Origin of the sequence: Massilia sp. GER05, assembly GCF_052056005.1 — a bacterium.
Lineage (GTDB): Bacteria > Pseudomonadota > Gammaproteobacteria > Burkholderiales > Burkholderiaceae_D > Telluria > Telluria orientalis.
In genome coordinates, this window is record NZ_CP178858.1 from 2719405 (window position 1) to 2738692 (window position 19288).

Below are 19288 nucleotides of genomic sequence, written 5' to 3' on the forward strand. Positions count from 1 at the left end.
GCCTTGCCCGCGCTCGCCATGCATCGCCATCAGCTTCCGTCTCTCCACCGAGATAGGTTCGCTATCGCACCGAGCCCGTCCAGTGCGCGGCGTAAGCTGGTCTTATCGACAACAAGACGAAGTCGGAGGACCCCATGGCAACAACCCGACAGACATTGGCCGCGGCCGTCGTAGCCGCGCTGCCTCTGCTCTCGATGACCGTGACGACGCCCGTGCAAGCGCAGGATCACCCGCGCGCGGCGCGGCTGGCACCCCGCATCGATGGTTTCAACGTGGACGAAGTGCGGCGGCTGGAACCGGGCACCGAGCTGAACTTCGACCTGTACGGCACGCCGGGCGGCTATGCCACCCTGCGCATCGATGGCGCCACGCGCAACCTGACCCTGCAGGAAACGTCGCCGGGCACCTACCAGGGCACGTACACGATCGGCACGCACGACCGCATCAACCCCGGCAGCGCCGTCACCGCGAACCTGCGCGTGAACGACATGGTCACGACGCGCCTGCTGGCCGAATCGATCGTGCGCGGACCGGGCCGCGACGACCGCAGCGACCGCACGGCGTCCAACATGCCGCATGTGGAGCGCTTCGACGTGCGCGGCAGCGACGATCTCGGTCCGGGCAACGAATTGAAATTCACCGTGCGCGGCACGCCGGGTGCCAAGGTCGAGGTGCAGATTGCCGGTTCGCGCGGCATCTTCTTCCTGCCGGAAGTGCGGCCGGGCGAGTACAGCGGCCTGTACACGATCCGCCGCGACGACCGTATCGCGCCGGATGCGGCCGTCACCGCCACGATCCGCGCCAATGGCCGTTATTCGACGGCCACGCTGGGACAACCGCTGATGGCGGGCGGCAACGGCCAGGGCCTCAATCCGAATAACCAGCCGCGCGTGGCGCGTTACTGCACGAATTGCGCGACGGTGGAAGCCGTCAACGTCGTGCAGGTCAGCGGCGACGGCAGCTACCTGGGCACCGGTGCCGGCGCCGTCGTGGGCGGCCTGCTGGGCAACCAGGTCGGCAGCGGCAGCGGACGCACGGCGGCCACCGTCGCGGGCGCCGTCGGCGGCGCGATCGCGGGCCGCGAGATCGAACGCAATGCCAACGCGCGGCAGCGCTTCGAAGTCGTCGTGCGCTACGCCAACGGTGCCACGCAGACGATACCGTACGAAAACAATCCGGGCTTCCGGGTGGGCGACCGCGTGAAGGTCAGCGATGGCGTGCTGATCCGTGACTGATGCGCGACTGATCCGTCCGTATCAGAAAACAGAAAGCCGGCTTCCGCGAGGAACCGGCTGTTCTCGTTTGACGCGGGAAACGGTTCAGACTGTGGCCAGGACCTGACCGTCGCCTGCGCTGTCCGCTTCGGCCTTGTGCTTGGCGTTCTGCTTGGCGCGCGAGCGCGACGGCGGCAGGCGGCGCAGCGTCTTGAGGGCGTCCGGATCCTTGATGCCGATGGTGCGCTGGTCGACGGTGATCAGGCCGATTTCGTTAAAGGCGGACAAGGTGCGGCTGACCGTCTCGAGCGTCAGGCCGAGATAGCTGCCGATCTCATGGCGCGTCATGCGCAGGTTGAACAGTTTGCTCGAATACCCCATCGCGGCGAAACGTTCCGCCAGCGAGATCAGGAACCGGGCCACGCGCGCTTCGGCCGACAGGGCGCCGAGCATGCCGATCATGGCCTGTTCGCGCACCAGTTCGCGGCTCATCACGCCGTACATCAGATTCTCGAGCTCGGCATGCACGCGGCCGAGCGCGGTGAGTTTCTTGAACGGCACGAGGATCAGGTCGCAGTCGGACAGGGCGACGGCTTCCGACGCGTAATGGCGTGTGTGGATGCCGTCGACGCCGAGCATGTCGCCCTTCATCGGGAAGCTGAGCACCTGTTCGTTGCCGAATTCGTCGATCAGCACGGTTTTCAGGAAACCGGAGTTGACGATGTACAGGGTGTCGAAAGCCTGGCCGATCGTGTGCACGCGCTGTCCGGTCTTGAACTGTACGTGCTGGAACAGCAATTCCTCGGTGTTCATCGAGACGGCGGCCGGGATGTGGAGCAGGTCGCAGACCTCTTTCAGGTTCGACCAGAGACGGCCCTGGCGTTGGCGTCCGGCTTCCATCTGTGACGAGTGCAGGGTCGACGGGGAGGCGTTACGTTGTTCTGAAGTTAGCTGGGACTGCATACTCATCTCCAGGTTTAGGATTTCAAAGAACCAAGCTGCGGTCCGGTGGTGCCAGTGCGGTATCGGAGCCACAGAGCTGACTGGATACGGATATGGACCGCAGGCAAGTCGAAACGCTGAAGTCAGTATGCCAACACGAGTCCGGCATTAATATCAGCAACGGCTGAATGTGTAGTAGGAGGGAGCGTCAGCTTGTAGGAATTTTCTTACTGCCAAGCTGCCGATGGAGGGGGAATCAAGAGTGAGGCGCGTGTAGGATTACGCGAGCGGACGGCAGGCCCTGCGTGGCCGGAAAGCGCCGGGGCAGGGCACGAAAAGTGTCGCCAGAATGTCAAATCTGTTTCGTGCGGAGCCGTTCAGGCTTTCATCGGCGCAAGCAGACGATGCGCCACAGCGTACTGGACCATTTCGGACAGCGAGGTCATGCCCATTTTCTGCATGATGCGGGTCTTGTGGGTACTCACCGTCTTGACGGACAAGTGCAGGTTGTTGGCGATCTCCGTGATCGATTTGCCGCCCACGAGGAGCGAGAATACCTCGAATTCGCGATCCGAGAGCTGCTTGTGCAGCAGCTGTTCGTTCGGCGCCATGATGTTCAGCGCCAGTTGCTCGGCCACTTCCGTGCTGATGTACGGGCGGCCGGATGCCACCTTGCGGATCGCCCCGACGAGCTGCGTGCCGGCACTTTCCTTGGTGAGATAGCCCTGGGCGCCTGCCCGAATGGCGCGCACGGCGTACTGCTCTTCCTCGTGCATCGTCAGGATCAGGATGGCGAGCTTGGGCGCTTCACTGCGCACCTGGCGGATCAGGTCGACGCCGCTGCGGCCCGGCATGGACAGGTCCAGCAGCAGCAGGTCGAAGCCGCCCTGGCGTACCAGCGACAGCACTTCGAAGCCGTTGATGGCTTCGCCGACGATCTCGATGTCGAGCGCCCCGTCGAGGATACGCTTGAGGCCCTCGCGCATGATCGTGTGGTCGTCGGCGATGACAATGCGAATCATAGGATGTCCCTTGGGGATCAATTGTAAAATGAAGGTAAAAAGATATCACAGAAGCAACACTGACGTTGCCTTTTTTTCGGACAACGCCTGCTGTCCGATGCCGCGCCGTGGAGCCGCGGTTACTGCGGCAGGCGCGTCAGGTGCCGGGCTCCCGGATCAGGCGGTGCACCAGCACGGGCTTGGTCGTATGCGACAGCACCTTGTTGGTCACGCTACCTAGCAGCAACTGTCCCCAGCCGCTGCGGCCGTGCGACCCCATGAAGACCAGGTCGCAGTGTTGCTGTTCCGCAACGTCCACGATCTTCAGCGCCGCAGCGTCGGAAAACGCCGTCATGCAGGCGTGCTTCAGGCCGCAACCTTCCGCAGCACGCATGATGGAGCCCATGTACTCCTCGCCGAGGCGCTTCATCTGCTGGACGTACTCCTCCTCGCTGGGGTAGGCGGGCGGCACGATCTCGACATACACGGGGTACTGGTACTCGGGCGCGACGAACAGGGCGAGCACTTCGGCCCCCATCTGTCGTGCGAACTTGACGCCGGCACAGGCGGTGTGCTGCGACACCGAGGAGCCGTCGGTGGTGATCAGAATTTTCTGGTACATGGTGAGTCCTCCCTCACGTCACGCTACCTTCTCATTGTAGTTCGCGTTTCCCCTCTTGGCGGAATGTAAATGCTTGATCTTGCTCAGGGATGTGCTCGGCATTCGGCGCCCAAATACCGGATGTCACAAATGCCTCCGCGATAAAAAAATACAACACTTGCTTTGTGAAAATATTCAGAAAATGCTGTAAAAGATTGTCGACAGGCCAAGATTACTCACCAATCGGCAACGCCGGCATTTCAGAAGATTTACCTACGGCAACCACGCTGATACACTCGTCGGAAATTTGTACCGTCAGTAATGACGGCAGCCGTACCGCACACAGCACAGATCATCGCATCGCGACATTTAAATTATGGAGAAGCAGGGACTATGACCGACGCCGCTGACGATTTCGACGCATTATTCGAGGAAGTGGCAGCGCAGCGTGCCAGCGCACCCGCTGCCGCTCCGACGCCGGCGCCCGCGCCCGAACCCGCCGCCGGCGGGGACAGTGGCGATACCGACGACCTGGAGGCCCTGTTCGACCAGGTCGCGGCCACCAGCGCGCCGGCCCCGGCTGTCGTGCCTGCTCCGGCCGCTCCGGCCGCTCCGGCCGCTGCCGCTCCGGCCGAGGGCGGCGAGGAAGAACACAAGGGGATGTACGAGCGCCTCGGCGGCATCGTGCGCCTGCTGCACGATTCGCTGCGCGAGCTGGGCTACGACAAGGCCCTGACCGAGGCGTCGTCCCAGATCGTGGACGCCCAGGACCGCCTGGAATACGTCGCCACCCTGACCGAACAGGCCGCCAACAAGGTGCTGAACACCCTGGACGACGGCATGCCGGCCCAGGACCTGCTGTCCAAGCAGGCCAAGGACATGGAGAACCGCTGGGACGACCTGTTCGCCGGCAAGCTCTCGATCGAACAGTTCAAGGCCCTGGCCGGCGATTCGAAGCAGTTTGCCCAGCTCGTGTCGGAAGCGACCGAAGCCGAGAAAGCGCGCCTGCTCGAGATCATGATGGCCCAGGACTTCCAGGACATCACCGGCCAGCTGATCAAGAAAGTGGTCGTGATTACGAAGACGGTCGAGAACGAGCTGACCCAGCTGCTGAAGGACAGCGCACCGCCCGACGTGAAGGAAAAACTGGCGCAGAAACAGGCCGCGCAGGAACAGCCGCAGCCGCCGCAGCAACTGATGTCGGGTCCGTCCGTGCCGTCCGCGGCGCTCGACCAGGACAGTGTCGATGACCTTCTTGCCGATCTGGGATTCTAATGGATGAAATGCTCAAGGATTTCGTCGTCGAGGCGATGGATCTTGCAGCGAATGTCGAAGAGCATCTGCTGCACCTCGAACGCGATCCCGACAACAAGGAAACGCTGAACGCGGTCTTCCGCTCGTTCCACACGATCAAGGGTGGCGCGGGTTTCATGGGGCTGCCGGCGCTCGTCGCCGCCTGCCACCTGACGGAAAACCTGTTCGACGCGCTGCGCACCGGCGCCGCTCCCGTCACGCCGGGCGCGATCGAAGCGTCGCTGCAGGCGTCGGGCTTCGTGGCCGACCAGCTCAATGACCTGAACAACGGCGCCACGCCGGACCAGCTGCCGCAGATGCCGGCCGATCTCGAGCGCATGCTCAAGGACGCCATCGCCGGCAACGACGCCGCGCCCGCGCCGAAGGCCACGCCCACGCCTGCGCCCGTGAAGGCTGCCCCGGCGCCGGTCGCGGCCGCACCGGCACAGGCCGCGCCGGGCGCCGACGGTCTCGATTGGGAAGCGATGTACCTGGCGGTCGTCCCGCCGGGCACGTACACCCCGGCCGAGGGGCCTGCCGCCGCGCCGGCCGCAGTCGTCGACGCTGTCGCCGCACCCGTCGCCGCGCATGTAGCGGCCGCGCCGGCGGAAGCCGCCGCGCCCGCCGCATCCGGCAAGCCGGGCTGGGACGGCGTCGAGCGCCGCAACGACAACAAGCCGGCCAGCACCGGTCCCGCGAAGGACGAGAGCATCCGTATCGACGCGGTCAAGCTGGACGCGCTGCTGGAAGTGGCCGGCGAATCCGTGCAGGCCGCGAACCAGGCGGCCGTGCTGCTGGAACGCCTGTCGCAGTTCAAGTTCGAGGGCCAGGCCGCCACCTTGATGGCCACGCTGACGGAAACGCTGGAGCGCGCGTCGCGCTACTCGGCCGAACTGCAGCGCGCCACGCTGGCGACCCGCATGCAGCCGGTGGGCCGTTTGTTCCAGAAATTCCCGCGCCTCGTGCGCGAACTGGCGAAGGACCTGGGCAAGGACGTCGAGCTGACCATCGAAGGCGCCGAGACGGAAGTCGACCGCGTCGTCGTGGACAGCCTGTACGACCCGCTCGTGCACATGCTGCGCAACGCGCTGGACCACGGCGTCGAGTCGCCGGAAGACCGCGTCGCCAACGGCAAGCCGGCGAAGGCCTACATCCTGTTGAAGGCGTGGCAGGAAGCGAACAGCGTCATGATCGTGCTGCAGGACGATGGCCGCGGCATGGACCCGGCCAAGCTGCGCAAGAAGGCAATGGAGAAGGGGCTCATTTCCGAGAACCAGGCGACGAGCGACGACGAGGCGTACCAGCTCGTGTTCCTGCCGGGCTTCTCCACCAAGGAAGTGGCGTCGTCGGTCTCGGGCCGCGGCGTGGGCATGGACGTGGTCAAGACGGCCGTCGAGAAGAACCGCGGCGCGATCCGCATCGACTCCAACCTGGGGACCGGTACGAAGTTCTCGATCCGCCTGCCGATCGAACTGTCGATCGTGCCGACCATGCTCGTGTCGACGTCCGGCGCGCAGCTGGCCCTGCCGATGGCGGTGGTCGAGCGCGTCGTCGAACTGCCGGAGACCTTCATGCAGGTCGGCGGCGCCCCGGTGCTGAAGGACCAGGGCCGCCCGCTGCCGGTGCGTTCGCTGGCGCTGTCGCTCGGCTACGAGGAATGCGTCGAGCGCGTGGGCATCGTCATCAACGCCCCGCAGCCGTACATCATCGCGGTGGAAGCCGTCGACGGCACGGCCGACCTGGTGATCAAGCCGATGACGGCCCTGAACGTCGAAGGCATCACGGGCACGGCACGTTCGGCGGAAGGCTCGCTCGTGCTGGTCGTCGGCCTGTCGTTCCTGATGGATGGTTGCCGCACTACCGTGAGGTTGGCCGCGTAAAAAGCGGGTTGCAGCATTTTTGCCACAAAGCTACGAAAAGCCTGCGCAGGAAATGCGCGGGCTTTTTTTATTTGTGCGCCTGCAAATGGGTCCGAACAAAATTTTTATACGGATGAGTTCATTGGAATAATCGTGCTCGAAGGGCATTGCTTCCGCATTGCACAAATATGGCATAATCAAAGACCATGCCCGCATGTAGCGGTCGTTTCTCTGGACTTCGCAACTCATTATGTTAAAAACGCTCTACGACAAACTTTGGGATTCGCATGTCGTGCGTGCCGATGCGGATGGCACCACCGTGCTGTATATCGACCGTCACCTGGTCCACGAAGTCACCAGCCCGCAGGCGTTCGAAGGCCTGCGCGAAGCCGGCCGCCCGCTATGGCGCACTTCGGCCAATCTTGCCGTAGCCGACCACAACGTGCCTACTACCGACCGCTCGCACGGCATTCTAGATGCGACCTCGCGCCTGCAGGTCGAGACGCTGGACAATAACACCAAGTCGTTCGGCGTCACGTACTTCAACATGAACGACAAGCGCCAGGGCATCGTGCACGTGATCGGCCCGGAGCAGGGCGCCACGTTGCCGGGCATGACCGTCGTGTGCGGCGACTCGCACACGTCGACGCACGGCGCATTCGGCGCGCTGGCCCACGGCATCGGCACGTCGGAAGTGGAGCACGTGATGGCCACGCAGACGCTGCTTGCGAAGAAATCGAAAGCTATGCTGGTGCAGGTCGACGGCGACCTGCCGGCCGGCGTGACCGCCAAGGACATCGTGCTCGCGGTGATCGGCAAGATCGGCACCGCCGGCGGCACGGGCTATGCCATCGAATTCGGCGGCTCGACGATCCGCTCGCTGTCGATGGAAGGCCGTATGACCGTCTGCAACATGGCGATCGAAGCGGGCGCGCGCGCCGGCATGGTCGCCGTCGACGACACGACCATCGAGTACGTCAAGGGCCGCCCGTTCGCACCGGTGGGTCCGCAGTGGGAACAGGCCGTCGCGTACTGGCGCACGCTGCACTCGGATCCGGGCGCGAAGTTCGACCTCGTCGTGCAACTGAACGCCGCCGAGATCCGTCCGCAGGTGACCTGGGGCACGTCGCCCGAGCAGGTCACGACGATCGACGGCCGCGTGCCCGATCCGGACAAGGAAAAAGACCCCGTCAAGCGCGACGCGATGGAAAAAGCGCTCGTCTACATGGACCTGAAGCCGAACACCGCGATGGAAGACATCCGCATCGACAAGGTGTTCATCGGTTCCTGCACCAACTCGCGCATCGAGGACCTGCGCGCCGCCGCGGCCATCGTGCGCGGCCGCCAGCGCGCGTCGAACGTCAAGCTGGCGATGGTGGTGCCGGGCTCCGGCCTCGTGAAGGAACAGGCGGAACGCGAAGGTCTCGACCAGATCTTCAAGGCCGCCGGCTTCGAATGGCGCGAGCCGGGCTGCTCGATGTGCCTCGCGATGAACGCCGACCGCCTGGAACCGGGCGAGCGCTGCGCATCGACGTCGAACCGCAACTTCGAAGGCCGCCAGGGCCAGGGTGGCCGCACGCACCTGGTGTCGCCGGCCATGGCCGCGGCGGCTGGTATCGCGGGCCACTTCGTCGACGTGCGCCGGTTGTGACGCCACAGCAAACAACGAGAAACACAATGAAGAAATTTTTCGCTCTCGCACTCATCGCCATCGCTGTCGCCGGCTGCAACACCATTTCGGGCGTCGGGAAGGACGTGCAGAAAGTCGGCCAAGTGATCACGGGCGCCGGCGGCAAGTAAGGACCAGGACATGGATAAATTCACCGTACACGAAGGACTGGTGGTCCCGCTGGACCGGGCCAACGTCGACACCGACGCCATCATTCCGAAGCAGTTCCTCAAGTCGATCCGCCGCACCGGCTTCGGCCCCAACCTGTTCGACGAATGGCGTTATCTCGACCACGGCGAACCGGGCATGGACAACAGCAAGCGCCCGGTCAATCCGGACTTCGTGCTGAACCAGCCGCGCTACGCCGGCGCGTCGATCCTGCTGACCCGCAAGAACTTCGGCTGCGGCTCGTCGCGCGAGCACGCGCCGTGGGCCCTGCAGCAGTATGGCTTCCGCGCTATCATCGCGCCGAGCTTCGCCGACATCTTCTTCAACAACTGCTTCAAGGGCGGCCTGCTGCCGATCGTGCTGGACGAAGCGAAGGTCGACCAGCTGATGAACGAAGTGAAGGCATTCCCGGGCTACAAGCTCGTCGTCGACCTCGAGAAGCAGACCGTCGGCACGCCGGACGGCAAATTCGCGTTCGAATTCGCCATCGACGACTTCCGCAAGTACTGCCTGCTGAACGGCCTGGACGACATCGGCCTCACCTTGCGCCACGCCGACGACATCCGAGCCTTCGAAGAACGCCACCTGCGCGCCCAGCCGTGGCTCGCCAACACCATCTGAACGAGAACAAGAACATGAAGATTGCCATCCTGCCGGGCGACGGCATCGGTCCCGAAATCACCGCGCAAGCCGTCAAGGTGCTGAACGCACTGGGCGAGTCCTTCGAACTGGAAAGCGCGGACGTCGGCGGTGCCGGCTATGCCGCGCACGGCCACCCCCTGCCGCAAGGCACGCTGGCGCTGGCGAAGGCCGCGGACGCCGTGCTGTTCGGCGCCGTCGGCGACTACAAGTACGACTCGCTGGAGCGCGCGCTGCGTCCGGAGCAGGCCATCCTGGGCCTGCGCAAGGAGCTGGGCCTGTTCGCCAACCTGCGTCCCGCGATCCTGTATCCGGAACTGGCCGGCGCCTCCACGCTGAAGCCGGAAGTCGTGTCGGGCCTGGACATCCTGATCATCCGCGAACTGACGGGGGACATCTATTTCGGCAAGCCGCGCGGCGTGCGCGAATGCCCGGACGGTCCGTTCGCGGGCCAGCGCGAAGGCTTCGACACGATGCGCTATGCGGAAGGCGAGATCCGCCGCATCGCCCACGTCGCGTTCCAGGCCGCGCGCAAGCGCGACCGCCGCGTGACGAGCGTCGACAAGGCCAACGTGCTTGAGACGTTCCAGTTCTGGCGCGACATCGTCACCGACGTGCACAAGGACTACCAGGACGTCGAGCTCGAACACATGTACGTCGATAACGCCGCGATGCAGCTCGTGCGCGCGCCGAAGAAGTTCGACGTGATCGTCACCGGCAACATGTTCGGCGACATCCTGTCCGATGCGGCCGCGATGCTGACCGGCTCGATCGGCATGCTGCCGTCGGCGTCGCTGGATGCGAACAATAAAGGCCTGTACGAGCCGTCGCACGGTTCGGCGCCGGACATCGCGGGCAAGGGCGTCGCGAATCCGCTGGCGACGATCCTGTCCGCCGCGATGATGCTGCGCTTCTCGCTGGGCAAGGCCGAACAGGCCGACCGCATCGAGAACGCCGTCAAGAAGGTGCTGGCCCAGGGCCTGCGCACGCCGGACATCCACGAGGAAGGCACGACGCGCGTCGGTACGGAACAGATGGGCGACGCGGTCGTCAACGCGCTGGGTTAATTCGACGTTACGTGAAGGTGGGCTCGGGGAGCCCACCCTACGGCGTCTCGAAGCGTAGGGTGGGCACCCCCGTGCCCGCCGACATGCAAGAAATCAGGAATACGCCGACTGGGGCGGAATAACTTAAACGAGGGATCAAAATGAAACTTGTAGGTCTGGTTGGTTGGCGCGGCATGGTCGGTTCGGTCCTCATGCAGCGCATGCAGGACGAGGGCGATTTCGCCCACATCGAGCCGGTGTTCTTTACCACCTCGAATCCGGGTGGCGATGCGCCGAAGATGGCGAAGAACGAAACCAAGCTGAAAAGCGCAACCGACATTGCCGAACTGTCGAAATGCGAGATCATCATCTCGTGCCAGGGCGGCGACTACACGACCGAAGTGTTCCCGAAACTGCGCGCTAGCGGCTGGAACGGCTACTGGATCGACGCCGCGTCCACGCTGCGCATGAGCGACGACGCCGTCATCGTGCTGGATCCGGTCAACCTGAACGTCATCAAGGACGCGATGGTGAACGGCGTGAAGAACTTCATCGGCGGTAACTGCACCGTGTCGTGCATGCTGATGGGTCTCGGCGGCCTGTTCAAGAACGACCTGGTCGACTGGATGACGTCGATGACGTACCAGGCCGCATCGGGCGGCGGCGCGCAGCACATGCGCGAGCTGCTGACCCAGTTCGGCACCATCAACTCGGCCGTCAAGAACCTGCTGGACGACCCGGCTTCGGCGATCCTGGAAATCGACCGCGGCGTGCTGGCCACCCAGCACGGCCTGTCGGCCGAGGAAACGAAGCAGTTCGGCGTGCCGCTGGCCGGCAACCTGATCCCCTGGATCGACAAGGACCTGGGCAACGGCCAGTCGAAGGAAGAGTGGAAGGGCGGCGCCGAGACCAACAAGATCCTGGGCCGTCACAACGGCTCCAATGTGATCCCGGTCGACGGTCTGTGCGTCCGTATCGGCGCGATGCGCTGCCACTCGCAGGCGCTGACCATCAAGCTGAAGAAGGACGTGCCGCTGGACGAGATCAACGACATCATCGCGAACGACAACCAGTGGGTGAAGTTCGTGCCGAACACGCGCGAAGCGTCGGTGCGCGACCTGACCCCGGCCGCCGTCACGGGCAGCCTGACGATCCCGGTCGGCCGCGTGCGCAAGATGTCGATGGGCCCGGAGTACATCTCCGCGTTCACCGTCGGCGACCAGCTGCTGTGGGGCGCCGCCGAGCCGCTGCGCCGCATGTTGCGCATCGTGCTGGACAAGTAATGCTGTTCACCTGCGGGTGAAGGAAGGGCGGCCCCCGGCCGCCCTTTGCCATTCTGGATCCGGTAGCGAATTGACACCGGATCATCCAAAAAACATCATAAGTCTGAATAGACCGTCTACATACCTCAGACTCCTTGAATGTTTCTCCCTGCGGAACTTGCATGCCACAGTGCATGATGATATGTTCCTGAGACCTCCGGCCACGTCGCTCTCGAACCTATGCATGTCACTCCCCGCCTCCCGATGAAGTCGTCCGCACTGAAAAAGCTCACTGCGGCGGTCGCAAGTGCGCTGGTCCTGACGTCGGCGGCCCACGCGGCCGGCCTCGGCAAGCTCACGGTGTTGTCCGCACTCGGCCAGCCCTTGCGCGCCGAAATCGAACTGACGGCGGTGTCCGGCGACGAGGCGTCCGGCCTCACCGCGAAGCTGGCGTCGCCGGAAGCGTTCAAGGCGGCCAACATCGATTTCAATCCGGCGCTGCTGTCGCTGCGCTTCAACGTCGAGCAGCGCGGCGGCCGCCAGTTCATCCGCGTCAGCTCCACGCAGCCGCTGAACGAGCCGTTCGTCGACATGCTGCTGGAACTGTCGTGGAATAACGGCCGCCTCGTACGCGAATACACGTTCCTGCTCGATCCGGCCGAGCTGCGCGCGACGCAGTCGGCGCAGGTCGCGGCGAGCGAATCCGCGCGTCCGCGCACGGAAGCGGCACCCGCCGCGTCGCCGGCCACGCCGGCGGCCGAGCGTCCGCGCCGGGCCGCACGTGCCGAGACCGCGGAAGCGCCCAAACCGGCGGCGGAGACGGCAGCGCCGTCGCGCTACCGCGTCAAGCCGGGCGACAGCCTGGGCCGCATCGCCACCCAGCTGAAACCCGTCGACGTGTCGCTCGACATGATGCTCGTGGCGCTGTACCGCGCCAATCCGGATGCCTTCATCGGCAACAACATGAACCGTCTGAAATCGGGGCGCATCCTGACCGTGCCGGCGGGCGATGCCGTGCGCGGTATGGACGATACCGAGGCACACGGCGTCGTCGTCGCCCACGCGGCCGACTTCAACGCCTACCGCAACAAGCTGGCGGGCCAGGTCGGCGCGTCCGAGCCCGTCAAGACCCCGCAGGCGGGGCAGAGCGCGGCCGGCAAGATCACGGCCAAGGTCGAGGAGCGCCCGACCGCCGCGAACGAATCGCAGGACCAGCTCCGTCTGTCGAAAGCCGCCCCGAACACCCCGGCCGGCAAGGGCACGACGATGAGCGCCGAGGACCGCATCGCCAAGGAGAAGGAACTGGCCGATGCGCAGACGCGCGTGCGCGAGCTCGAACGCAACGTGAACGACCTCGAGAAGATTGCCACGATCAAGAGCAAGGCCGGCGCCGAGGCGGAACAGAACGCTTCCGCGCCCGTTGCCGCGACACCGCCGGCACAGCAGCCCGCACCGAAGAAGCTGCCAACCATCAAACCGGCCGCCAAGCCCGCCGGCGCGCCGCCGGAGCCGGGCCTGATGGACTTCATCATGCAGAACCTGCCGCTGGTCGGCGGCGGCGCGGCCGCGCTGCTGCTCGGCGGGCTGCTCGTCGCCCAGCGCCGCAAGAAGAAGGTCGTCAAGGTGGTGCCGGAACCGTCTATCCTGGGCGTGCCGAGCGAACCCGCGCACTCGATGTTCGCGGAGACGGGCGGCCAGAGCGTCGACACGAACAACAGCGTCTTCAATTCCAGCTTCGCGCCGTCCGCCAGCCAGCTCGACACGAACGAGGTGGATCCGGTGGCGGAAGCCGACGTCTACATCGCCTACGGCCGCGACGCCCAGGCCGAGGAAATCCTCAAGGAAGCCCTGCGCACGCATCCGGAACGCTATCCGGTGCGCCTGAAGCTGCTCGAGATCTATGCCGCGCGCAAGGACCAGCGCGCGTTCGAGACGCAGGCCGCGGAACTCTACAGCATGACGCGCGGGCAGGGCGACGAGTGGGCGCAGGCCGCCGCGCTGGGTCTCACCATCGATCCGCTCAACCCGCTGTACCAGCACACCGCCGCACCAGGCGGCCCGGCGCCGAGTGCCGAGGAACTGGGCCAGCAGGCCTTGCTGTCGAAGGAGCTGGACGACGTGTTCAGCGCGCCCGATCCGCAGGCCACGCCGACGGCGGCGTTGGCCGGCGAGCCGCTGGACTTCAGCCAGCATTTCGCCGACGCGATGGCGACTGCGCAGCCGGCCCCGGCACCCGTCACCAACGCGCCGTCGACCGAACCCGCGCCGATGGAAGACGACCACGTGCTCGACTTCGACCTGGGCGGCCTCGCCTTCGAACCCGTCGAGCCGGCGCCCGCGTCGCAAGCGACCGTGGAGCCGGCGGCCGACCTGGGCGGCGTGCACGATCTCGACTTCGACATGAGTGCGTTCGAGAAGCCGGCCGAACCTGCAGTGGCCGCGGACAAGCCGGAACACGATCCGCTCGACTTCTCGTTCGACATGGACTTCGCCGCCCCGGCCGCGAACCCGGTGCCGCAACTGGAAGTGCACACGGACGATGATTTGCTGGCGCCGGCCGCAGCCGCAGCTGCAGGCACCGCCGCCGCCGCCGACATCGAGATGGCCAACCTGGCTCGCGAATTCGACCTGCCCGACCTGCCGACGGAGCTGCAGGCCAGCCTGCCGCCGGAATCGGAACAGCCGGCACGCGATCCGCTGTTCGACCTCGACGCGATGGACTTCGGCCTGGACGAAACGCCGCGTGCGGAAGGTTCGGTTTCGAATTCGGCGGCGTCGATCCCGACGGCCGCGCTGGACGAACACCTGTTCGACATCCCGGCCACGCCGGCACCGGCCGACGCGCCGTTCGCCGAGCCGGATCGCATCGTGCTGGAACCGGCCGCGCCACAGTTCGACGTCGGCGGCTTCGACCTCGACCTGCCGGCCGACGGTTCGCTGCCGCTGCCGGAAGTACAGTCGCTGTCCGAGCCGAGGTTTGAAGAACCTGCCGCGCCGGCGGAACCGGCCGCGCTGTCCGCCGCGCACATGGAGATGGAGACGAAGCTGGACCTGGCCATCGCTTACCAGGAGATCGGCGACAAGGAAGGGGCGCGCGAGCTGCTCGAAGAAGTCATCCGCGGCGGTAATCCCGAGCAGGCGGCACGCGCCAACTCGATGCGCGCGGCACTGGTGTAAGGCAGGACGATTTGACACGTATCGCATTGGGTGTCCAGTACGTGGGCACCGCCTGGAACGGGTATCAGAAACAACCATCGCGCGACACGGTCCAGGACCAGCTGGAGATCGCGCTCGAGAAATTTGCCTGCACGCGGCTCGCGACGACGTGCGCCGGCCGCACGGACGCCGGCGTCCACGCCATCGAGCAGGTCGTCCATTTCGACACGGACCTCGACCGCGCCCCGCAGTCATGGGTGCGCGGCACGAATGCGTTCCTGCCCGAGTCGATCGTCGTGCGCTGGGCCCACGTCGTGGCACCGGACGCCGAAGGGCAGGACTTCCACGCGCGCTTCTCGGCCCGCTCGCGCACCTATCACTACGTGCTGTACAACCACGCCAACCCGTCCGCCCTGCTGGCCGGACGCGCCGGCTGGGTGTTCCGCCCGCTCGACGTCGAGCGCATGCGCGAAGCGGCCGCCCACCTGATCGGCACGCACGATTTTTCCAGCTTCCGCGCATCCGGCTGCCAGGCGAATTCGCCGGTCAAGCAGATGCACGAGGTGAAGATCGAACGGATGGGCGACATCATCGTGTTCACGGTGCGCGCGTCCGCGTTCCTGCATCACATGGTGCGCAACATCGTCGGCTCGCTGATCTACGTGGGGACCGGACGCAACGAACCCGGCTGGATGGCCGAGGTGCTGGACGCGCGCTCGCGCGACGCCGCGGCGCCCACCTTCATGCCGGATGGGCTGTACCTTGCTACAATCGACTACGACCCGAAGTGGGGGCTGCCGCAGGAGAGGGGTCAGAGCCCGGTGTTTCCTTTAGGGCTCTGACCCCGGTGGTGAGTGGTAGCGCCCGTTATAACCGATAATTGGCTGGGCAACGGCCGGGAACTCCGGGGTCAGCAACTTCGGGGTCAGAGCCCCTCAACTCCGGGGTCAGCAACTCCGGGGTCAGAGCCCCTTAAAAAGCAACACCGGGCTCTGACCCCTCGATAACCCCTCGATAACCCCTCGATATGCGACGCACCCGAATCAAGATCTGCGGCATCACCCGCGAACAAGACCTGCACGCTGCCGTCGATGCCGGCGCCGACGCCCTCGGCTTCGTGTTCTATCCCAAGAGTCCGCGCTACGTCACGCACGAGCGTTACGCGGAGCTGGCCCGTGAACTGCCGCCGTACGTCAACGCCGTCGCCCTGTTCGTCAACGCGACCGTGGACGAGGTGCGCGCGGTCGTCGCGGCCGGTCCGGTGTCGCTGCTGCAGTTCCACGGCGACGAAACGCCGGAGGCATGCGCGCAACTGGCCGCCGCCGTGCAGCGGCCGTTCACGCGGGCATTCCGGGTAAAATCGGGAACAAGCGCTGACACGACGGCCGCCGATTTGCTAGAATCGGAAGCTCAATACCGCGCCGCTTCTCCCTGGTTCTCAGGTTTGCTGCTCGACACGTACGTGGATGCCTACGGCGGCGCAGGAAAGGTTTTCGATTGGTCTCTTATTCCAAAAGAGCTCGCGCCTCGGGTCGTTTTGAGTGGTGGCTTGAGCGTACACAACGTGACTGGCGCGGTGGCGCAAGTACGCCCCTTCGCGGTCGACATCAGTAGCGGTGTCGAGGCGGCGAAGGGGATCAAGGATGCCCGCAAGATTGCCGCGTTCATCGACGCGGTGCGGGCAGGCGATGCCACCCTTTTGAGCCAGGAACACCATGAAAGCGAATCAAGTTAACGGCGCCCAGGCGCTGTTCAAGACCCCCGACTATCAACTGCCGGACACCACCGGCCACTTCGGCCCGTACGGCGGCTCGTTCGTCGCCGAGACGCTCAGCCACGCGCTGGCCGAGCTGAACGACGCGTACGCGCGCTACAGCCAGGATCCCGAATTCCTCGAAGAATTCCGCTACGAGCTGGCGCACTTCGTCGGCCGTCCGTCGCCCGTCTACCACGCCAAGCGCTGGTCGGAACAGGGCGGCGGCGCGCAGATCTTCTTCAAGCGCGAAGACCTGAACCACACGGGCGCCCACAAGATCAACAACGTGATCGGCCAGGCGCTGCTCGCGAAACGCATGGGCAAGCCGCGCATCATCGCCGAGACCGGTGCCGGCCAGCACGGCGTCGCGACGGCCACGATCTGCGCCCGCTTCGGCCTCGAATGCGTGATCTACATGGGCAGCGAGGACGTCAAGCGCCAGGCGCAGAACGTCTACCGCATGAAACTGCTGGGCGCGACCGTCGTGCCGGTGGAATCCGGTTCCAAGACCCTGAAGGACGCGCTGAACGAAGCGATGCGCGACTGGGTCACGAACATCGAGAACACGTTCTATATCATCGGCACGGTCGCCGGTCCGCACCCGTATCCGATGATGGTGCGCGACTTCCAGTCCGTGATCGGCGAGGAATGCCGCGTGCAGATGCCGCAGATGACGGGCCGCCAGCCGGACTACGTCGTCGCCTGCATCGGCGGCGGCTCGAACGCGATGGGCATCTTTTATCCGTACATCGACGAGCCGGGCGTGAAGCTCGTGGGCGTCGAGGCGGCGGGCGAGGGCCTCGACTCCGGCAAGCACGCGGCGTCGCTGACGGCCGGCTTCCCGGGCGTCCTGCACGGCAACCGCACCTACCTGCTGCAGGACGAGCACGGCCAGATCATCGAGACGCATTCGGTCTCGGCCGGCCTGGATTATCCGGGCGTCGGACCGGAACACGCGTGGCTGAAGGATAGCCAGCGTGCGGAATACGTGTCGATCACGGACGACGAGGCGCTGGCCGCCTTCCACGACTGCTGCCGCATCGAGGGCATCATCCCCGCGCTGGAATCGTCGCACGCGATCGCCTACGCCGCCAAGCTGGCGCCGACCTTGCCCAAGGATCAGATCATCCTCGTCAACCTGTCGGGCCGCGGCGACAAGGACATGCACACCGTGGCGCAACGGGCGGGACTCAACTTCGGCTGAGCCCCAATCATCGGGCACCTCGAAGAACCGTCGCGAGCTCGCAGCAGGTTTTTCGACGTGCCCCATCGTTTGCAACCACAGAATAAGGAATAACAGCATGTCCCGTATCGCACAAACTTTCGACGCCCTCAAGGAACAGGGCAAGACCGGTCTCGTCACTTTCATTACCGCCGGCGACCCCGCCCCGGAACTGACCGTTCCGCTGCTGCACGCCCTCGTGGAAGGCGGTGCCGACGTCCTCGAACTGGGTGTCCCGTTCTCCGACCCGATGGCGGAAGGCCCCGTCATCCAGCGCGCCTGCGAGCGGGCGCTCACTTTCGGCGTCAGCATGACCGACGTATTCGGCTACGTCGCCGAGTTCCGCAAAACGAACCAGCACACGCCGGTCGTGCTGATGGGCTACGCGAACCCGATCGAGCGCATGGGCCAGAGCGAATTCGTCCGCCGCGCGAAGGCGGCCGGTGCCGACGGCGCCATCGTCGTCGACTACCCGCCGGAGGAATGCGAAGCGTTCGCGGCCGAGATGAAGGCCAGCAGCCTCGACATGATTTTCCTGCTCGCGCCGACGTCGACCACGGAACGCGTGAAGCAGGTGGCGCGCCACGGCAGCGGCTTCAGCTACTACGTGTCGCTGAAGGGCGTGACGGGTGCCGGCGGCATCGACACGGCCGACGTGGCCAAGCGCGTGGCCGCGATCCGCGAGCACGTCAAGCTGCCGATCGGCGTGGGCTTCGGCATCCGCGACGCGCAGACGGCGAAATCGGTGGCCAGCGTCGCCGACGCGGTCGTCATCGGCAGCCGCATCATCCAGGAACTGGAAAACACGCCGAAAGCGCAGGGCCCCGCGGCCGTGCGCGCCTTCGTCGCCGGGATCCGTCAAGCGCTGGACGCCCGCTGACCTGCGCCTGATCAAACCGGGGTCAGAGCCCGATTTTGGGAAATTGCTCAAAATCGGGCTCTGACCCCGGTGTTTTTTGATGCGGTCGATTTTCTTGCTGGAAACGTGGGCATACAGTGGCAGAGCAGTTCCCTTCCACTCAACCCCGGCATCTATCATGAAAAAACAAATCGTGCAGGTTTCCGTCATGCAGTCGGCCAAGGTCATGGCCGCTGTCTATCTCGTCACCGCCATCCCCGTCGTCGTACTGGCCGGGTTGTTCATGTCATCGTTCATGCCCGCGGGCGCCAGCATCGCCATGCTGATCATGATGCCGGTGGCCTACGCGATCGGCGCCTTCATCGGCGCTGCCTTCGGTGCGTGGATCTACAACCTGGTCGCAGCCCGCATCGGTGGTTTCGAATTCACGACGGCGGAGGTCGGCGAGGCCGCAGTGCGCTGACGCCGGGATTGTGCGCGACATTACCGGGGCCGAGCGCCCCGGTTCTCATTTCTGCTAGCGCAACTTTATTAAGAAGGCAAGTAATTAACGGCAAGAATTCGACAAGCCCGATGCGAACGGCTACACTACGCCCAATTC

Annotated in this window: 17 protein-coding genes; 14 read left to right on the forward strand and 3 right to left on the reverse strand. The window is 65.1% G+C overall.

Annotation, left to right across the window (positions count from 1 at the left end; translation table 11 throughout):
- Positions 1 to 134 precede the first annotated feature (134 nt).
- A complete protein-coding gene (locus tag ACL58G_RS12165; protein WP_413383799.1) occupies positions 135 to 1235 on the forward strand; it encodes a glycine zipper 2TM domain-containing protein in 1101 nt (366 codons plus the stop codon).
- Between the two features lie 84 nt (positions 1236 to 1319).
- Here the strand turns inward: ACL58G_RS12165 and ACL58G_RS12170 are convergent, their stop codons facing one another.
- The 3 genes from ACL58G_RS12170 to ACL58G_RS12180 form a co-directional block, all read right to left on the reverse strand.
- Positions 1320 to 2114, reverse strand: a complete 795-nt coding sequence (locus ACL58G_RS12170) for a Crp/Fnr family transcriptional regulator (RefSeq protein ID WP_371767825.1) — start codon at positions 2112 to 2114, stop codon at positions 1320 to 1322.
- Positions 2115 to 2533: 419 nt separating this feature from the next.
- The gene (locus ACL58G_RS12175) at positions 2534 to 3178 is read right to left on the reverse strand and encodes a response regulator (protein WP_036232923.1); all 645 of its coding nucleotides are present in this window, start codon (positions 3176 to 3178) and stop codon (positions 2534 to 2536) included.
- 136 nt (positions 3179 to 3314) lie between these two features.
- Positions 3315 to 3779 (reverse strand): universal stress protein, encoded by a 465-nt coding sequence (locus ACL58G_RS12180; RefSeq protein ID WP_413344797.1) that lies wholly within the window; start codon positions 3777 to 3779, stop codon positions 3315 to 3317.
- Positions 3780 to 4151: 372 nt separating this feature from the next.
- Between ACL58G_RS12180 and ACL58G_RS12185 the strand changes: the two genes are divergently transcribed.
- From ACL58G_RS12185 to ACL58G_RS12245, 13 genes are all read left to right on the forward strand, one after another.
- Positions 4152 to 5033 carry a protein phosphatase CheZ gene (locus ACL58G_RS12185; protein WP_413383801.1) on the forward strand — a complete coding sequence of 294 codons (882 nt, stop codon included), beginning with the start codon at positions 4152 to 4154 and terminating at the stop codon, positions 5031 to 5033.
- On the forward strand, positions 5033 to 6931 hold the full coding sequence (locus tag ACL58G_RS12190) for a chemotaxis protein CheA (protein ID WP_440967123.1): 1899 nt from the start codon (positions 5033 to 5035) through the stop codon (positions 6929 to 6931). Before ACL58G_RS12185 ends, ACL58G_RS12190 begins: the two co-directional genes overlap by 1 nt.
- Positions 6932 to 7160: 229 nt before the next feature.
- The gene (gene leuC, locus ACL58G_RS12195; protein WP_440967125.1) at positions 7161 to 8561 is read left to right on the forward strand and encodes a 3-isopropylmalate dehydratase large subunit; all 1401 of its coding nucleotides are present in this window, start codon (positions 7161 to 7163) and stop codon (positions 8559 to 8561) included.
- A gap of 26 nt (positions 8562 to 8587) precedes the next feature.
- The gene (locus ACL58G_RS12200) at positions 8588 to 8710 is read left to right on the forward strand and encodes a lipoprotein (RefSeq protein ID WP_413383809.1); all 123 of its coding nucleotides are present in this window, start codon (positions 8588 to 8590) and stop codon (positions 8708 to 8710) included.
- 10 nt (positions 8711 to 8720) lie between these two features.
- Entirely contained in the window at positions 8721 to 9368 is a 648-nt protein-coding gene (gene leuD, locus ACL58G_RS12205; RefSeq protein WP_440967127.1) for a 3-isopropylmalate dehydratase small subunit, read from the forward strand.
- 14 nt (positions 9369 to 9382) lie between these two features.
- Complete coding sequence (gene leuB / locus ACL58G_RS12210; RefSeq protein ID WP_440967129.1) at positions 9383 to 10453, forward strand: 3-isopropylmalate dehydrogenase; 1071 nt, start codon at positions 9383 to 9385, stop codon at positions 10451 to 10453.
- A 140-nt stretch (positions 10454 to 10593) separates the two neighbouring features.
- Positions 10594 to 11715 (forward strand): aspartate-semialdehyde dehydrogenase, encoded by a 1122-nt coding sequence (gene asd, locus ACL58G_RS12215; protein ID WP_413343190.1) that lies wholly within the window; start codon positions 10594 to 10596, stop codon positions 11713 to 11715.
- Between the two features lie 219 nt (positions 11716 to 11934).
- Positions 11935 to 14871 (forward strand): FimV/HubP family polar landmark protein, encoded by a 2937-nt coding sequence (locus ACL58G_RS12220; protein ID WP_440967130.1) that lies wholly within the window; start codon positions 11935 to 11937, stop codon positions 14869 to 14871.
- Between the two features lie 11 nt (positions 14872 to 14882).
- A complete protein-coding gene (truA, locus tag ACL58G_RS12225) occupies positions 14883 to 15692 on the forward strand; it encodes a tRNA pseudouridine(38-40) synthase TruA (protein ID WP_413383817.1) in 810 nt (269 codons plus the stop codon).
- 185 nt (positions 15693 to 15877) lie between these two features.
- Positions 15878 to 16585 carry a phosphoribosylanthranilate isomerase gene (locus tag ACL58G_RS12230; RefSeq protein WP_440967132.1) on the forward strand — a complete coding sequence of 236 codons (708 nt, stop codon included), beginning with the start codon at positions 15878 to 15880 and terminating at the stop codon, positions 16583 to 16585.
- Complete coding sequence (trpB, locus tag ACL58G_RS12235) at positions 16566 to 17810, forward strand: tryptophan synthase subunit beta (RefSeq protein WP_413383821.1); 1245 nt, start codon at positions 16566 to 16568, stop codon at positions 17808 to 17810. The genes ACL58G_RS12230 and trpB overlap by 20 nt, the downstream gene beginning before the upstream one ends.
- A gap of 97 nt (positions 17811 to 17907) precedes the next feature.
- Positions 17908 to 18708: a tryptophan synthase subunit alpha gene (gene trpA / locus ACL58G_RS12240; protein ID WP_413383822.1), complete on the forward strand. Its 801-nt coding sequence runs from the start codon at positions 17908 to 17910 to the stop codon at positions 18706 to 18708.
- 157 nt (positions 18709 to 18865) lie between these two features.
- Entirely contained in the window at positions 18866 to 19150 is a 285-nt protein-coding gene (locus ACL58G_RS12245) for a hypothetical protein (protein WP_440967134.1), read from the forward strand.
- Positions 19151 to 19288 lie beyond the last annotated feature (138 nt).

What these genes read in the sequence shown, in the direction of transcription:
- leuD (WP_440967127.1), top strand. Translation starts at nt 8,721, where the DNA reads ATGGATAAATTCACCGTACACGAAGGACTGGTGGTCCCGCTGGACCGG.
- ACL58G_RS12200 (WP_413383809.1), top strand. Translation starts at nt 8,588, where the DNA reads ATGAAGAAATTTTTCGCTCTCGCACTCATCGCCATCGCTGTCGCCGGC.
- ACL58G_RS12220 (WP_440967130.1), top strand. Translation starts at nt 11,935, where the DNA reads ATGCATGTCACTCCCCGCCTCCCGATGAAGTCGTCCGCACTGAAAAAG.
- ACL58G_RS12185 (WP_413383801.1), top strand. Translation starts at nt 4,152, where the DNA reads ATGACCGACGCCGCTGACGATTTCGACGCATTATTCGAGGAAGTGGCA.
- leuC (WP_440967125.1), top strand. Translation starts at nt 7,161, where the DNA reads ATGTTAAAAACGCTCTACGACAAACTTTGGGATTCGCATGTCGTGCGT.
- ACL58G_RS12245 (WP_440967134.1), top strand. Translation starts at nt 18,866, where the DNA reads ATGAAAAAACAAATCGTGCAGGTTTCCGTCATGCAGTCGGCCAAGGTC.
- ACL58G_RS12175 (WP_036232923.1), bottom strand. Translation starts at nt 3,178, where the DNA reads ATGATTCGCATTGTCATCGCCGACGACCACACGATCATGCGCGAGGGC.
- leuB (WP_440967129.1), top strand. Translation starts at nt 9,383, where the DNA reads ATGAAGATTGCCATCCTGCCGGGCGACGGCATCGGTCCCGAAATCACC.
- asd (WP_413343190.1), top strand. Translation starts at nt 10,594, where the DNA reads ATGAAACTTGTAGGTCTGGTTGGTTGGCGCGGCATGGTCGGTTCGGTC.
- trpB (WP_413383821.1), top strand. Translation starts at nt 16,566, where the DNA reads ATGAAAGCGAATCAAGTTAACGGCGCCCAGGCGCTGTTCAAGACCCCC.
- ACL58G_RS12230 (WP_440967132.1), top strand. Translation starts at nt 15,878, where the DNA reads ATGCGACGCACCCGAATCAAGATCTGCGGCATCACCCGCGAACAAGAC.
- ACL58G_RS12165 (WP_413383799.1), top strand. Translation starts at nt 135, where the DNA reads ATGGCAACAACCCGACAGACATTGGCCGCGGCCGTCGTAGCCGCGCTG.
- ACL58G_RS12180 (WP_413344797.1), bottom strand. Translation starts at nt 3,779, where the DNA reads ATGTACCAGAAAATTCTGATCACCACCGACGGCTCCTCGGTGTCGCAG.
- trpA (WP_413383822.1), top strand. Translation starts at nt 17,908, where the DNA reads ATGTCCCGTATCGCACAAACTTTCGACGCCCTCAAGGAACAGGGCAAG.
- ACL58G_RS12170 (WP_371767825.1), bottom strand. Translation starts at nt 2,114, where the DNA reads ATGGAAGCCGGACGCCAACGCCAGGGCCGTCTCTGGTCGAACCTGAAA.
- ACL58G_RS12190 (WP_440967123.1), top strand. Translation starts at nt 5,033, where the DNA reads ATGGATGAAATGCTCAAGGATTTCGTCGTCGAGGCGATGGATCTTGCA.